Source organism: Micromonospora marincola (assembly GCF_056150385.1).
Genome location: NZ_JAXCFT010000013.1, coordinates 90,340 through 105,615, shown reverse-complemented (window position 1 = coordinate 105,615; position 15,276 = coordinate 90,340). Strand labels below are relative to the sequence as shown.

Genomic DNA, 15,276 nt, shown 5'->3' with positions numbered 1-15,276 from the left:
GGGGAACCGTCGTCAGCCCGCTCCCGGCGGATCACCTGCGGTGGCCGCGACCAGCAGGGACAGCTCCCGGACCAGGTCGTCCATGCTCTGCCCGCTGGTTGTCCGCACCAGCCCGAGGGCCAGGTCGGCCAGCAGGTAGAACCCGAGGGTGCGGGCCTGCTCGCCCGGGAAGGCGGCGAGCAGTTCCTCGGCGCCGACCAGGTCACCACGGTGCTTGGCCGCGATCACTCCGGCGGCGCGTTGGAGCAGGTCGGCGGCGGCCGGGGTGGACGCGCTCACCGGATCAGGTCTTCGGCGTCGCGGCGCGGGCGGCGTCGAAACGGGCGATCACGTCGGACCAGTTGACCAGGTTCCACAGGCGGTCCACATAGTCCGGCCGCACGTTGCGGTACTGGAGGTAGTAGGCGTGCTCCCAGGCGTCGAAGACCAGCAGCGGCGTGGCGCCCTGGCCGACGTTGCCGTGGTGGTCGTAGACCTGCTCGACGATCAGCCGCCGGCCCAACGGCTCCCACGCCAACACGCCCCAGCCGGAGCCCTGCACGCCCTTCGTCGCCGCCGAGAGCTGACCGGCGAACGCCTCGAACGAGCCGAAGTGCTCGTCGATCGCCGCCGCCAGCTCCCCGTCCGGACGGTCGCCGCCGTCCGGCGACAGGTTGCCCCAGAAGATCGAGTGCAGTACGTGCCCGGACAGGTTGAACGCGAACGTCTTCTCCAGCCCGACCAGCGTCGCGAAGTCGCCCTTCTCGCGCGCCTCGGCGAGCTGGGCGAGACCGTCGTTGGCCCCCTTCACGTACGCGGCGTGGTGCTTGCTGTGGTGCAGCTCCAGAATCTCGCCGGACATGGCGGGCTCCAGCGCCCCGTAGTCGTAGGGCATGTCGGGCAGGGTGTAGACGGCCATCCGGACCTCCGCATTATTGCCACATCATTGTTGTTGCCAACATTGTGCAACAAGGGGCGGCACCGCGCTTCGGCGGGCGGTCAGCGGCGGCGGACCAGCACCACGTGATCGACAAGTTCCCCGGTGTGGCCGTCGTGGGTGGCGATGCGGCGGAACCCGCCCAGCCGCTCGGTCTCCCAGCCCTCCGGGTCGAGGGCCATCGCGGCCAGGATCTCCTCCGGGCTGGCGAACCGCGGGTCGTCGGGGTCGAGCCCGGACCACGGCGGCGGCGCGCCGTGCTCGACGACGAGCAGCCGACCGCCGGACGCGACCGCCCCGGCCGCCAGCGGCAGCACCGTCTCCCGGGGCAGGAGTAGCGGGGACTGGAAGAACTGCGCCGACACCAGGTCGAAGCGGCCGGCCGGGAAGTCGTGCATCACGTCGTGCCGGGCGGTGGTGATCCGGTCCGCCACGCCGGCCCGCGCGGCCTCGACCGCGAGCCGCTCCAGCGCGACCGTCGAGATGTCCACGGCGGTCACCCGCCAGCCGCGGGTGGCAAGCCAGATCGCGTCGCCGCCCTCACCGCAGCCCAGGTCGAGCACGGTGCCGGACGGCAGGTCGGCGGCCACCTCGGCCAGCACCGGGTTCACCTGGCCGCTCCAGATCCGGTCCGACTGCCCGTAGCGCTCGTCCCAGAACCGGGTGGGATCGGCGTCCGCCGGCGGGTTCTGCTGCTGCTGGTGGTGCCCGGTCATGCCCTGCCTCCTTCGCCCCGGGCGCTCCAGCGGCCCGACCCCGCCATCGTCCACCCGACCCAACCCCCCAGCAAGAATCCTTGCCATTCCAGCAAGCCCCCACGCCACAGGCGCGCGGATTCACGGAAGGGGTGAGGAGGGGTTACGAGCCTAGGCAGAATCAGCGCACTGCGCGCGGGGGCAGACATTTCCCACGCCGTGCCTGCTCGGGCCCGGCGTCGTCCGCGTTTCGGCTAAAAAGTTTTGTGCGGTTCCTACAACGGTCCCCGCTCCGGGTTCGGCGGTTACGACATGGCGCTGCCCGCTCGCAGACGGAAAGGTGAGGCAGGCCGGAGCATCGCCGCCACCCGGCGTTCCACCGTGGGTCTACCGAAGGGGACGGTCACGTGTTCACCCGTGTCGCCATCGTCAACCGTGGTGAGGCCGCCATGCGGCTCATCCACGCGGTCCGTGAGCTGGCCGCGGAGACCGGCAGCCGGATCGAGACCGTCGCGCTGTACACCGACGTCGACCGCAGCGCCACCTTCGTCCGCGAGGCGGACGTCGCCTACGACCTGGGGCCCGCGTCCGCCCGCCCGTACCTCGACCTCAAGGTGCTGGAGCGCGCGTTGGTGGAGACCGGCGCGGACGCCGCGTGGGTCGGTTGGGGTTTCGTGGCCGAGGACCCGGCCTTCGCCGAGTTGTGCGAGAAGGTAGGCGTCACGTTCGTCGGGCCGAGCCCGGAGGCGATGCGCAAGCTCGGCGACAAGATCGGCTCCAAGCTGATCGCCGAGGAGGTCGGCGTGCCTGTCGCGCCGTGGAGCCGCGGCGCGGTGGAGAGCCTGGAGGCGGCGCTGGCCGCGGCGGCGGAGATCGGCTACCCGCTGATGCTCAAGGCGACCGCGGGCGGCGGCGGGCGCGGCATCCGGGTGATCCGCAGCGACGCCGAGCTGGCCGACGCGTACGAGCGCACCAGCCAGGAGGCGGCGCGGGCGTTCGGCAGCGGCGTGGTGTTCCTGGAACGCCTGGTCAGCGGCGCCCGGCACGTCGAGGTGCAGGTGATCGCGGACGGGCAGGGCACCGCGTGGGCGCTCGGCGTCCGGGACTGCTCGGTGCAGCGGCGCAACCAGAAGGTGATCGAGGAGTCGGCGTCGCCGGTGCTCGCCCCGGAGCAGGTCGCCGAGCTGAAGGCGTCGGCGGAGCGGCTGGCGGTGGCGGTCGGCTACCGCGGCGCGGCGACTGTGGAGTTCCTCTACCACCCGGGCGACCGGCTCTTCGCCTTCCTGGAGGTCAACACCCGGCTCCAGGTCGAGCACCCGATCACCGAGGCGACCACCGGCTTCGACCTGGTCAAGGCGCAACTGCACGTGGCCGGCGGCGGGCGGCTCACCGGCGGGCCGCCGGCCGAGCGCGGGCACGCCATCGAGGCGCGGCTCAACGCCGAGGACCCGGACCGGGACTTCGCCCCGTCCCCCGGCCGGATCACCCGGCTGGACCTGCCCGCCGGCCCCGGCATCCGGGTGGACACCGGGGTCAGCGAGGGCGACACCATCCCGGCCGACTTCGACTCCATGATCGCCAAGATCATCGCGTACGGCCGGGACCGGGACGAGGCGCTCGGCCGGCTGCGCCGCGCGATGGCGAACACCACCGTGGTGATCGCCGGCGGCGCGACGAACAAGAGCTTCGTGCTCGACCTGCTCGACCAGCCCGAGGTGATCGACGCCAGCGCGGACACCGGCTGGATCGACCGGGTCCGCGGCGAGGGCCGGCTCGTCGCGCACCGGCACTCCGCGGTGGCGCTTGCCGCCGCCGCGATCGAGGCGTACGAGGAGGACGAGGCCGCCGAGCGGCAGCGGCTGCTCTCCACCGCGGCCGGCGGTCGCCCCCAGGTGCAGCACCGCAGCGGCCGGCCGCTCGACCTCAAGCTGCGCGGCGCGACCTACCGGATGCGGGTCGCCCGGGTCGGCGCGCACCGGTTCCGGGTCGGCGTCGAGGCCGGCGGCGACACCCACACCGCCGACGTCGAGCTGGACCGCTTCGACAGGCACACCGGGCAGATCGTCGTCAACGGCATCCGCTACCGCCTGCTCACCGGCACCCACGGCCCGGTCCACCTGGTCGAGGTGGACGGCGTCACCCACCGGATCAGCCGCGACGAGGGCGGCGTGCTGCGGTCCCCGATGCCGGCGCTCGTCGTCGCCACCCCGCTGGCGATCGGCGCCGAGGTGGAGGCCGGCGCGCCGGTGCTGGTGCTGGAGGCGATGAAGATGGAGACGGTGCTGCGCGCGCCGTTCCGGGCCCGCCTCAAGGAGTGCGCCGTCGCGGTGGGCACCCAGGTGGAGGCCGGCGCGCCGCTGCTGCGCCTGGAGCCGATCGCCGAGGAGGAGGCCGGGGCCGTCGCCGCGGTCGAGCCGGCGGCCGAGCTGGACCTGCCCGCCGCCGCCGGGGACGTGCCGGCGCGGAGCCGGGCCGAACGCGGCCGGGAGGACCTGCGCGCCCTACTGCTGGGCTTCGACGTCGACCCGCACGACGAGCGCCGGGTGCTCGACGACTACCTCGACGCGCGGCGGGCGGCCACCGACGCCGGGCACCGCCCGCTGGCCGACGAGCTGGAACTGGTCGAGGTCTTCGCCGACCTGGCCGAGCTGAGCCGCAACCGGCCCGGCGGCGAGGACGCCCCGAGCGGCCACCTGCACAGCGCCCGCGAGCACTTCCACACCTACCTGCAGAGCCTCGACGTGGAGCGGGCCGGGTCGCCGGAGTCGTTCCGGGCCCGCCTGGCCAAGGCCCTGGGCCACTACGGCGTCACCGAGCTGGACCGCTCCCCCGCGCTCGAGGCCGCGGTGTTCCGGATCTTCCTGGCCCAGCAGCGGGCCGCCGTCGACGCCACCGCGATCGCCGCGCTGCTGCGGTCATGGCTGCGGGAGCCGCCGCCGGACGAGGCGCTGCGCGAGCCCGCCGGCCTCGCGCTGGAACGGCTGGTCTCGGCCACCCAGGTCCGCTTCCCGGTCGTCGCCGACCTGGCCCGGGGCGTGGTGTTCGCCTGGTTCGCCCAGCCGCTGCTGCGGCGCAACCGGGCCAAGGTCTACGCGCGGGTACGCGCACACCTGCGGCACCTCGACGCGCGGCCCGACACGCCGGACCGCGCCGAGCGGATCGCCGAGATGGTCCGCAGCACCGAGCCACTGGTCCGGCTGCTCGGCCAACGGCTGGTGCGGGACAACCTGGACAACGTGCCCATGCTTGAGGTGCTGACCCGCCGCTACTACGGCAACCGGGCACTCACCGGCGTCCGCACCCACACCGCCGGGGACTGCGTGTTCGTGGTCGCCGGCCGGGCCGAGTCGACAGTGGTCTCCACGGCGGTACGGTTCGACGCGCTCGGCGACGCGCTGCGCGGCCTGGCCGAGGTGGCCCGGGACTCCGAGGCGGTAGACGCCGACGTCTACCTGGCCTGGGAGAGCCAGCCGGAGGACCTGGACGCCACCGCCGCCGCGCTGCTCGACGTGATCAACGCGCATCCGCTGCCGGACCGGGTGCGCCGGCTCACCACCACCGTCGCCGGCCGCAGCGGCGCGGTGATGCACCACCACTTCACGTTCCGCCCGGACGGGACCGGGACCCGGATGGTCGAGGAGCGGCTGATCCGCGGCCTGCACCCGTACATCGCGCAGCGCATGCAGATGGAGCGGCTGCACGGGTTCGACCTGACCCGGCTGCCGTCGCTCGACGAGGAGGTCTACCTCTTCCAGGCGGTCGCCCGGGAGAACCCGTCCGACCAGCGGCTGGTGGCGTTCGCGCAGGTGCGGGACCTGACCGGGCTGCGGGAGCAGGACGGGCGACTGGTCGCGCTGCCGACCGCCGAGGACACGGTCGCCGCGTGCATCGACTCGATCCGCCGCGCGCAGTCCCGGCGGCCGTCGAAGGTCCGGTTCCCCACCAACCGGATCGTCATCTACGTGTGGCCGCCGAGCGAGCTGACCCGCGAGGAGATGGAGCTGATCGCCGGGCGGATGCGCCCCACGACTGTCGGCGCCGACCTGGAGGAGGTCCTGTTCATCGCGCGGCAGCGCGACCGGCGCACCGGCGAGCTGACCAAGGTCGGCGTGCGGATCACCTTCGACGTCACCGGACGCGCCGAACTCACCATCGGCGAGCCGCCGACCGAGCCGGTCGAGCCGCTCGACGACTACCGGCTCAAGGTGCTGCGGGCGGCCAGCCGCAACACGGTCTACCCGTACGAGCTGACCGGCCTGCTCGGCGACTTCACCGAGCACGACCTGGACGCCGACCACGTGCTGGTGCCGGTGGACCGCCCGAAGGGTCGCAACGGCGCGGCGATCGTCGCCGGCGTGGTCACCACGCCGACGCCCCGGCACCCGCAGGGCGTGACCCGGGTGGTGCTGCTCGGCGACCCGACGAAGTCGCTCGGCGCGCTCTCCGAGCCGGAGTGCCGGCGGGTCATCGCCGCGCTGGACCTGGCGGAGCGGTTGGGTGTGCCGCTGGAGTGGTACGCGCTCTCCGCCGGCGCCCGCATCTCGATGACCTCGGGCACCGAGAACATGGACTGGGTGGCCGCCGCGCTCAAGCGGATCGTCGAGTTCACCCAGGCCGGCGGTGAGATCAACATCGTGGTGGCGGGCATCACCGTGGGCGCGCAGCCCTACTGGAACGCCGAGGCGACGATGCTCATGCACACCAAGGGCGTGCTGGTCATGACGCCGGACTCGGCCATGGTGCTCACCGGCAAGCAGTCGCTCGACTTCTCCGGCGGCGTGTCCGCCGAGGACAACTTCGGCATCGGCGGGTACGACCGGGTGATGGGCCCGAACGGGCAGGCCCAGTACTGGGCGCCGGACCTGCCGGCCGCGCGTGACGTGCTGATGGCGCACTACGACCACACGTACGTGGCGCCGGGCGAGACCGCGCCGCGCCGGGCCACCACCGTCGACCCGGTGGACCGGGACGTCTCCACCTTCCCGCACACGGTGGCCGGCAGCGACTTCGCCACGGTCGGCGAGATCTTCTCCGCCACCGCGAACCCGGACCGGAAGAAGCCGTTCGACATCCGTACGGTGATGCGGGCCCTGGCCGACCAGGACCACCCGGTGCTGGAGCGGTGGGCCGGCATGGCCGACGCGGAGACCGCTGTGGTGCAGGACGTGCACCTCGGCGGCATCCCGGTGTGCCTGCTCGGCATCGAGTCCCGGTCGGTGCCCCGGCACGGTTTCCCGCCCACCGACGGCCCGGACACCTACACCGCGGGCACGCTGTTCCCCAGGTCGTCGAAGAAGGCGGCGCGGGCGATCAACGCGGCAAGCGGCAACCGGCCGCTCGTGGTGCTGGCCAACCTGTCCGGCTTCGACGGCTCGCCGGAGTCGATGCGCAAGCTGCAACTGGAGTACGGCGCCGAGATCGGCCGGGCGATCGTGAACTTCCGCGGCCCGATCGTCTTCTGCGTCATCTCCCGATATCACGGCGGCGCGTTCGTGGTGTTCTCCAAGGCGCTCAACCCGGCCATGACGGTGTTGGCGATCGAGGGTTCGTACGCCTCGGTGCTCGGCGGGGCGCCGGCCGCCGCCGTGGTGTTCGCCGGCGAGGTCGCCGCGCGCACCGCGGCCGATCCCCGGGTGCGCGAGCTGGAGGGCCGGGTCGCGACCGCCGCCGGCACCGAACGCGCGACGCTCACCGCGGAGCTCGACGAACTCCGCTCGTCGGTGCGGGCCGAGAAGCTGGGCGAGGTGGCCACCGAGTTCGACCGGGTGCACAGCATCCAGCGCGCGGTCGAGGTCGGCTCGGTGGACGCGGTGATCCGCGCCGCCGAGCTGCGTCCCCGGGTCCGGGCGGCTAGCGCGGCGCACCGGGGGTGCGCCCCGCTGACACGGGGGGGGCGGCGGGGCCGGGCGGCCCGCCCGCTGACCGGGGAAGCCGACGCGTGACGTGACCGACCGCACCGGGCGGAACTAACCGCCCCTCGACCTCGACCAACGGAACGAACACTCATCGTCGAGGGGAAACGTCATGCCCAGCACCACCACCAGCGGCCGGCTCCGACGCCCGGCGGCCCTGATCGGCGCCGCCCTGCTGGCCGCGTCCGTCGCCGCCTGCGGCTCCGCCGACGGCTCGACCACCCCCGCGCCGTCGGCGACGGCGTCGGCTTCGGCGAACGCGGCGGCCGGGGTGCTCGGCATCAGCGACCCGTGGGTGAAGGCCGCCGACAAGGGCATGACCGCCGCGTTCGGCACCCTGGTCAACGACGGCGACGCCGACGTGACGATCACCAAGGCGGCCACCGAGGTCTCCCCGATGGAGCTGCACGAGATGACCATGAAGGACGGGAAGATGGTCATGCAGCCCAAGGAGGGCGGCATCGTGGTCAAGGCCCACTCCCGGGCCACGCTGGAGCCCGGCGGCGACCACCTGATGCTGATGAACATCGCCAAGCCGGTGCAGGCGGGCGACGAACTGAGCTTCACGCTCACCTTCGCCGACGGCCGCACCCAGACGTTCACCGCCGTGGCCAAGCCGTTCACCGGCGCCCGGGAGTCCTACGCCCCCGGCCACGGCGACTCCCCGATGCCGGAGATGAGCATGAGCCCCGCCTCATGACCGGGGGTTCCCCCACGGGCCGTGCGGTGAGCCGGCGCGGCCTGCTCACCGGCGGGGCGCTCACCGTCGGGGGCGCGCTGGCCGGCGCCGGCGCGGTCGCCGCCGCCCGCCCCGACGACCCGGGGGTACGCCCAGAGCCGGTTCCGGTCGCCCGGGTCGGTGACGCGGTCGAGCCGTTCCACGGCGCCCGGCAGTCCGGGGTGACCACCGAGCCGCAGGCGCACGCCGCGTTCGTCGCGTTCACCCTGAAGCCCGGCGTCGACCGGGCGGCGCTCGGGCGGATGCTGCGGCTGCTCTCCGACGACGCCGCCCGGCTCACCCAGGGCCGGCCGGCGCTCGCCGACACCGAACCGGAACTCGGCCTGCTGCCCGCCCGGCTCACCGTCACGTTCGGGTTCGGCCCCGGCCTCTACGCCGCCGCCGGACGCGCCGGCCGCCGACCCGCGTCCGTGGCCGAGCTGCCGGCGTTCCGCGTGGACCGGCTGCAACCGCGCTGGTCGGGTGGGGACCTGCTGCTCCAGATCTGCGCCGACGACCCGCTCACCGTCGCCCACGCCCAGCGCGTCCTGGTCAAGGACAGCCGCCCGTTCGCCGGCGTCCGCTGGGTGCAGCAGGGTTTCCGGCGGGCCGCCGGGGCCGAACCGGGACGGACCCAGCGCAACCTGTTCGGCCAGCTCGACGGCACCGCCAACCCGAAACCCGGCACCCCGGCCGACACCGCCGTCTGGGTGACCGACGGACCGGACTGGGCACGCGACTCCACCACCCTCGTGGTGCGGCGGATCAGCATGAACCTGGAGACCTGGGACCTGCTCGGCCGCGCCGACCGGGAGGTCGCCGTCGGGCGGCGGCTGGACACCGGCGCGCCGCTGACCGGCACCGCCGAGCACGACGAACCGGACTTCGCCGCGCTCGGCCCGGACGGGCTCACCGTCATCCCGGACTTCTCCCACCTGACCCGGGCGCATGTCACCGACGACCGGCAGAAGATCCTGCGCCGGCCCTACAACTACGACGGCGTGCCCACCGCCGACGGGCACGCGGACAGCGGACTCGTCTTCGCCGCGTACCAGGCCGACATCGCCCGCCAGTATCTGCCCATCCAGCGCCGGCTGGCCGAACGGGACCTGCTCAACGAGTGGACCACCCCGATCGGCTCGGCCGTGTTCGCCGTACCGCCCGGCTGCCCGGAGGGCGGCTGGATCGGCCAGCAGGTGCTCGGATGACGACGACCCGGAAGGCCCGGTCCGACATGCGTACCCGTACCGTCGCCACCCTCGCGGTGGTGCTCACCGCGCTGCTGCTGGCGCCCGCCGCGCCGGCCGCGGCGCACAACTCGTTGCAGGCGGCCACGCCGGCCCAGGACGCCCGACTGACCGCCGCGCCGACCACTGTCACGCTGCGGTTCGCGCAGCGGCTGAACCCGGAGTTCACCACCATCGTGGTCAGCGACGCCGACCGGCGGAAGGTGCCCACCGGCGCGCCCACCGTGGACGGTACGGCGGGCCGCGTCACCATCGACGGGCCCCTGCCCAACGGCGCCTACACGGTGGCCTACCGGGTGGTCTCCGCCGACGGCCACCCGGTGCAGGGGTCGTACCGCTTCACGGTCGCCGACCCGGCCGCGCCCACGTCGCCGGCGGCGCACGCCGGGTCCGGGGCTTCCGGAGCGCCGGCCGCGTCCGGGCCTGGCGGAACGGGCGCGTCCGGGACCGGCGGGGTGCCGAGCACGTCCGGTGCGCCCGCGGGCGGCGCCGACGCGGCGCGGAGCCCGATGTCCGGCGGTGACGCCGGGGACGGTCCGCCGGTGGTCCTGCTGGCCGGTGGGATCGTCGTCGCCCTGGCCCTGGCCGGTGCGGTCGTGCTGCTGCTCCGGCGTCGACGCGCCTCCTGAACGCCGAGGCCGGGCCGCCCCCGGCCGACCGATCCGAAACCAGGTTCCGCACCGTGCACCAGCCCACGCCATCGTCCCCGCAGTCCCACAAGCGGCCCGACCAGTCCGGAGCGGTCCCCGCCGAGCCGGTGACCGCCGAGCCCGGAGCCGCCGGACCGGAAACGGTCGGACCGGAAACGACCGGACCGGAAACGGTCGGAAGGACAACCGCCCGCCCAGGAGCCGGTGGCCGGACGGGGCCGGTCGGCGGCTGGCTCGTCGGGCTGGTGGCGGTCGGCTCGGCGGTGGCCGTACTGCTGCTCGCGCTGCGGGCCGGCGGCGCGCTCGCCGCCGCGATCCCCGGCCTGCCCGACCCCGGCCCGGTCACCACCTGGGCGCTGCCGCCGGTCCGGCTGCTCGCCGACGGGCTGGCCACGCTCACCGTCGGGTTCGCGGTGACCGCCGCGTTCCTGCTGCCCGGCGACGGGGCGAGCGTGTCCGCGCACGGCTGGCTGCTGCTGCGCCGCGCCGGGCTGGCGGCGGCCGGCTGGGCGGTGGCGGCGCTGGCGCTGCTGCTGCTGACCGTTTCCGACCTGCTCGGCGTACCCCTGGACCGGCTCGGCACGGCGAGCGTGGTCAGTTTCGGCACGGACATCTCGCAGGGGCAGTCGTTGCTGGCGCAGGCGGGCCTGGCGGCGGTGGTGGCGGTGGCGGCCCGGGTCGGCGTGTCCCGCCGGACGGCCGCGCTGGTGTCGGCGCTCGCGCTGGTCGGGCTGCTGCCGCCGGCGTTGACCGGGCACGCCGCCGGGGCGGGCAACCACCAGATCGCGGTGTCCAGCCTGGCCCTGCACGTGCTCGCCGCCGCGCTGTGGGCCGGCGGCCTGGCCGCGCTGCTGACCATCAGGCGTAGCCGGCACCTGCCCGGGGCCGCCGCGCGCTACAGCCGGCTCGCGCTCGCCTGCTTCGGGACCGTCACGGTCAGCGGGCTGGCGAACGCCGCGGTGCGCCTCGGCGCCGTGGACCAGCTCTGGCGGTCCGGCTACGGCGCGCTTGTGCTCGGCAAGCTCGCCGCGCTCGTGCTGCTCGGCCTGCTCGGCGCCGCGCACCGGCGGCGTACCCTGCCGGACCTGGCCGCCGGGCGGCGCGGCGCGTTCACCCGCCTGGCCGCCGGGGAACTGGTCCTCTTCGCCGCCACGATCGGCCTCGCGGTGGCGCTGTCCCGCAGCCCGACGCCGGTGGCCGAGCCGGCCGACGCCGACCCGGTGACCGAGGTGCTCGGGTTCGGCATGCCGGCCGCGCCCACCGCGGCGCACCTGCTCGGGCAGCCGCTGCCCGACCTGTTCTTCCTGACCGTGACCGTGGTCGGCGTGGGTGGCTACCTGGCCGGGGTGCGCCGGCTGCGCCGGGGCGGGCACCACTGGCCGGTGGCCCGCACCGCGAGTTGGATCGGCGGCCTGCTGGTGCTGGCCGCCGCCACCGGCCTCGGCTTCGCCCGCTACGCCTACGTGCTGTTCAGCGCGCACATGGCCCAGCACATGGTGCTGTCCATGGTGGTGCCGGTCCTGCTGGTCGGCGGCGCACCGGTCACCCTCGCCCTGCGGGCGCTGCGCCGCCCGACCGAGCCGGGGGTACGCGGGGCCCGGGAGTGGCTGCTGCGCGTCCTGCACAGCCGGGTGACCCGGCTGCTCACCCATCCGCTTGTGGCGCCCGGTGTCTACGTGGCCGGCCTGTTCGGCCTCTACTTCAGCGACCTGCTCGGCACGCTCATGCGTTCCCACCTCGGTCACCTGGCCATGCTGGGGCACTTCGTGCTCTCCGGTTACCTGCTGTTCTGGGTGCTCATCGGCATCGACCCGGGACGGCCCCGGCTCCCCCACCCGATCCTGGTGCTCCTGCACCTGGCCGCGATGATGGCGCACGGCTTCTTCGGCCTGGCGCTCATGCAGACCACCACGGTCATCGCCCCGGACTGGTATCTCGGCGTCCACCCGGACTGGGCGTCGTCGCCGCTGACGGACCAGAAGCTGGGCGCGGGCATCGCCTGGGCGTTCGGTGAGATCCCCGCCGCCGTCGTGATGGTCCTGCTGGTCCGGCAGTGGATCCGGGCCGACAAGCGCGAGCAGCGCCGGGTCGACCGGGCCGCGGACCGGGCCGAGGCGACAGGCGAGGACGACGACCTGGCCCGGTACAACGCGTTCCTGGCCGCCACCGCCCGTGGCGGTGACCGGAACTGATCGGGACATCTGCGGGAACTTCCGCCCGGCGCGGGCCGACCATCCACTCGGGAGACCGCAGGCGCGCACCACGGCACGGCTCGACGGGCAGCGGGCCGGCCCGTACCCCAATTCCCTTTTCCCGATCGGAGTTGCCCTGATGTCCGTGACCGAACTGCCCGGCGACCGCCCGCCGGACTCCCCCACCAGCCCGGCCGGTCCCGTCCGGCCGGCGCGCCGATCCGCGGCGGTGGCGCTGCTGACCCGCCTGCACTTCTACGCCGGCGTCCTGGTCGCGCCGTTCCTGCTGGTCGCCGCGCTCACCGGGCTGGCCTACACGCTCACCCCGCAGCTCGACGACGCGCTCTACGGCGACAAGCTCACCGTCTCGACCGTCGGCGGGCAGCCCCGGCCGCTCGCCGAGCAGATCGCCGCCGCCCGCGCCGCGCACCCCGACGGCACGCTCACCGAAGTGCAGCCCGGCGACGGCGACCGGACCACACGCGTGGTCTTCGCCCGGGACGACCTCGGCGACCGGCAGCACACCGTCTACGTCGACCCGTACACCGCTCGGGTGTCCGGCCGGTTGACCACCTGGTTCGGCTCGACGCCGGCCACGACGTGGCTCGACGACCTGCACCGCAACCTGCACCTGGGCGCGGTCGGGCGGCACTACTCGGAGATCGCGGCGAGCTGGCTGTGGGTGCTGGCGCTCGGCGGCGTGGTGCTGTGGTGGCGCCGGCGCGCGGCGGGCCGGACCCGGGCCCGGCACCTGCTCGTGCCCGACCTGTCCGCCGCTCGGGGCGTGCGCCGCACCCGGGGCTGGCACGCCACCACAGGCGTGTGGCTCGCCGTCGGCCTGCTCTTCCTCTCCGCCACCGGCCTGACCTGGTCCCGCTACGCCGGGGCGAACTTCGGCGCCGGGCTGGACGCGCTGCGGGCCGGCACCCCGGAGATCTCCACCGCGCTGGCCGGCGCGCCGCCGGCCAGCGGCGGCGGCGAGCACCAGCACGGCGGGTCGGCCACCGCCACGGCGACGGACCCGGCGACCTACGACCTGGTGCTCGGCGGCGCCCGCGCCGCCGGCCTGTCCGGCCCGGTCGCGATCACCCCGCCCGGCGAGGCCGGCGCCGCGTGGACGGTCGCCCAGACCGACGACAGGTGGCCGGTCGGGTACGACCGGGTCGCGGTCGATCCGGCCACCGGGACGGTGACCGCGCGCAGCGACTTCGCCGACTGGCCGGCGCTGGCGAAGCTCAGCAAGCTCGGCATCCAGGCGCACATGGGCCGGCTGTTCGGGCCGGTGAACCAGATCCTGCTCGCCGCGCTCGCGCTCGGCCTGCTCTGCGTCGTCGTCTGGGGTTACCGGATGTGGTGGCAGCGCCGCCCCACCCGCGCCGACCGTCGGGCGCCGCTCGGCGCGCCGCCGGCCCGCGGGGCGGTACGCGGGCTGCCGTGGTGGGCGCTGCTGGCCGGCGTGCCGGTCGTGCTGGCGCTCGGCTGGGCGCTGCCCTGGTTCGGTGGCACGCTGCTCGGCTTCCTCGTGGTCGACGCGGTGGTCGGGTGGCGCCGGCGTCGCCGCCGCCCGGCCGTCCCGGTCTCGCCCGCACCGGCCGGCGGTTGACCCGCGCCGGGGTGTTAAGCGGGGGCCCCGCCTATACCGGAGGCGTTAAGCGGGGCCCCTTCCTTCGGGCCTTCGCGGTCGAGGTGCAGGCGCAGCAGCAGCCAGCCCAGCGACACGCCGCCGATGAACAGGTAGGCGGCCTGCGTGCCGACCGTGTCCCAGCAGGTGTGCAGCGCGACCGCGGCGGCGAAGGTCAGCAGGAACGCGGCCAGCCGGCGACCACCTGGCGCGGCGGCGAGGGCGAACAGCGCGCCCGCGGTCAGGCCGGTCCAGGACAGGTGCGCGGCCGGCGCGGTGAGGCCGCGGACCAGCAGCGTCTGCTCGACGGCGCCGAGGTTGCCCTGCGACCCGACGAGCGCGGTGAACGCGTATCCCATCGTCTCCAGGGCGGCGAAGCCGGCGCCGGAGGCCACCCCGATCACCAGCCCGTCGGCCGGCGTCCGGTGCCGCCGCCACAGCAGCAGGATGCCGGCCGGCACGATCAGCTTCGCCGTCTCCTCGATCAGGCCGACGAACACCATCGGCAGCACGCCGAGCCGGTGCAGGGTGTCGTACTCCAGCCAGCCGGCGGCGACCACGCCGATCACTCCACCGAGGAACGCGGCGACGCCGACGACCGAGCCGGGAACCCGCCAGCGCCCCGAGCGGCCCTCGGCGAAGGTCAGGAACGTGGCCGGCGCGATGGCGGCGCCGAGCACGATCAGCGCGGGCACGAAATTGATGTTCCGGGTGCCGATCAGAGTTTCCAGCACCAGCAGGAACAGCCCCACACCGACAAGCAGGACCGCGACCCAAGCCCAGCGACGCCCCAGATTCGCCATGCGGCCGAGTATCGCCGGTGCGTCCCCCGAACGCCATCCGCCGATGCCGATCCACGTCCGACACGCGCCCGACGCCGGCTCCATCGATCATGAGGTTGACGGCGGCCTGTGTCCGGATTGTCGCCGACAACTTCATGATCGCCCAATGCGGGGGGTGAGAGGCAGCCGACACGCCGGGGGCGACATGTGGTGTTGCGTGAAGACGGCTACCGCCATATATGGTGGTCGCGTAGCTGGTTCGGCCGCGCCTTCGGGTGTGGTCGAGGCAAGAGGGAACCCGGTGCGAGTCCGGGACTGCCCCGCAGCGGTGAGTGGGAACGACCGCCGTCATCAGCACTGGGCCACCGGCCTGGGAAGCGACGGCCAGTAGGCGACCGAACCCCGGTCCGGCCCGCGAGTCCGAAGACCTGCCAGCACGCCGTGCGCTGCCGCGCGCGGCGGTCGAAGGTCGCGTGGGACGACCGACGCCAGCAGCCGGGCCGGCCGTCGCGCCGCGCCCGTTGGCGTTCTCCCGCCGTCCGA

Annotated in this window: 10 protein-coding genes and 1 riboswitch; of the genes, 6 read left to right on the top strand and 4 right to left on the bottom strand. The window is 74.5% G+C overall.

Annotated features, from left to right (window positions below; all coding sequences use genetic code 11):
- Positions 1 to 12 precede the first annotated feature (12 nt).
- From SM450_RS23510 to SM450_RS23500, 3 genes are all read right to left on the bottom strand, one after another.
- Complete coding sequence (locus tag SM450_RS23510; RefSeq protein WP_474621927.1) at positions 13 to 279, bottom strand: superoxide dismutase; 267 nt, start codon at positions 277 to 279, stop codon at positions 13 to 15.
- Between the two features lie 4 nt (positions 280 to 283).
- Positions 284 to 898 (bottom strand): superoxide dismutase, encoded by a 615-nt coding sequence (locus tag SM450_RS23505; RefSeq protein ID WP_474621926.1) that lies wholly within the window; start codon positions 896 to 898, stop codon positions 284 to 286.
- 80 nt (positions 899 to 978) lie between these two features.
- Positions 979 to 1,632, bottom strand: a complete 654-nt coding sequence (locus SM450_RS23500; protein ID WP_474621925.1) for an SAM-dependent methyltransferase — start codon at positions 1,630 to 1,632, stop codon at positions 979 to 981.
- 386 nt (positions 1,633 to 2,018) lie between these two features.
- On the opposite strand from SM450_RS23500, the gene SM450_RS23495 reads away from it, so the two are divergent.
- From SM450_RS23495 to SM450_RS23470, 6 genes are all read left to right on the top strand, one after another.
- Positions 2,019 to 7,553: an ATP-binding protein gene (locus tag SM450_RS23495; RefSeq protein WP_474621924.1), complete on the top strand. Its 5,535-nt coding sequence runs from the start codon at positions 2,019 to 2,021 to the stop codon at positions 7,551 to 7,553.
- 82 nt (positions 7,554 to 7,635) lie between these two features.
- Complete coding sequence (locus tag SM450_RS23490; RefSeq protein ID WP_474621923.1) at positions 7,636 to 8,223, top strand: copper chaperone PCu(A)C; 588 nt, start codon at positions 7,636 to 7,638, stop codon at positions 8,221 to 8,223.
- Positions 8,220 to 9,449, top strand: coding sequence for a Dyp-type peroxidase (locus tag SM450_RS23485; RefSeq protein WP_474621922.1), 1,230 nt, complete (start codon positions 8,220 to 8,222; stop codon positions 9,447 to 9,449). Before SM450_RS23490 ends, SM450_RS23485 begins: the two co-directional genes overlap by 4 nt.
- Positions 9,450 to 9,475: 26 nt before the next feature.
- Entirely contained in the window at positions 9,476 to 10,117 is a 642-nt protein-coding gene (locus SM450_RS23480) for a copper resistance CopC family protein (protein ID WP_474621960.1), read from the top strand.
- Positions 10,118 to 10,383: 266 nt separating this feature from the next.
- The gene (locus SM450_RS23475) at positions 10,384 to 12,330 is read left to right on the top strand and encodes a bifunctional copper resistance protein CopD/cytochrome c oxidase assembly protein (RefSeq protein ID WP_474621921.1); all 1,947 of its coding nucleotides are present in this window, start codon (positions 10,384 to 10,386) and stop codon (positions 12,328 to 12,330) included.
- A gap of 139 nt (positions 12,331 to 12,469) precedes the next feature.
- Positions 12,470 to 13,933, top strand: coding sequence for a PepSY-associated TM helix domain-containing protein (locus SM450_RS23470; protein WP_474621920.1), 1,464 nt, complete (start codon positions 12,470 to 12,472; stop codon positions 13,931 to 13,933).
- Between the two features lie 14 nt (positions 13,934 to 13,947).
- Here SM450_RS23470 and SM450_RS23465 read toward each other — a convergent pair whose 3' ends face one another.
- Positions 13,948 to 14,754, bottom strand: a complete 807-nt coding sequence (locus tag SM450_RS23465) for a PrsW family intramembrane metalloprotease (RefSeq protein WP_474621919.1) — start codon at positions 14,752 to 14,754, stop codon at positions 13,948 to 13,950.
- Positions 14,755 to 14,971: 217 nt separating this feature from the next.
- Positions 14,972 to 15,183: riboswitch (cobalamin riboswitch) on the top strand.
- Positions 15,184 to 15,276: the final 93 nt, after the last annotated feature.

What these genes read in the sequence shown, in the direction of transcription:
- SM450_RS23480 (WP_474621960.1), top strand. Translation starts at nt 9,476, where the DNA reads ATGCGTACCCGTACCGTCGCCACCCTCGCGGTGGTGCTCACCGCGCTG.
- SM450_RS23500 (WP_474621925.1), bottom strand. Translation starts at nt 1,632, where the DNA reads ATGACCGGGCACCACCAGCAGCAGCAGAACCCGCCGGCGGACGCCGAT.
- SM450_RS23490 (WP_474621923.1), top strand. Translation starts at nt 7,636, where the DNA reads ATGCCCAGCACCACCACCAGCGGCCGGCTCCGACGCCCGGCGGCCCTG.
- SM450_RS23485 (WP_474621922.1), top strand. Translation starts at nt 8,220, where the DNA reads ATGACCGGGGGTTCCCCCACGGGCCGTGCGGTGAGCCGGCGCGGCCTG.
- SM450_RS23465 (WP_474621919.1), bottom strand. Translation starts at nt 14,754, where the DNA reads ATGGCGAATCTGGGGCGTCGCTGGGCTTGGGTCGCGGTCCTGCTTGTC.
- SM450_RS23505 (WP_474621926.1), bottom strand. Translation starts at nt 898, where the DNA reads ATGGCCGTCTACACCCTGCCCGACATGCCCTACGACTACGGGGCGCTG.
- SM450_RS23470 (WP_474621920.1), top strand. Translation starts at nt 12,470, where the DNA reads ATGTCCGTGACCGAACTGCCCGGCGACCGCCCGCCGGACTCCCCCACC.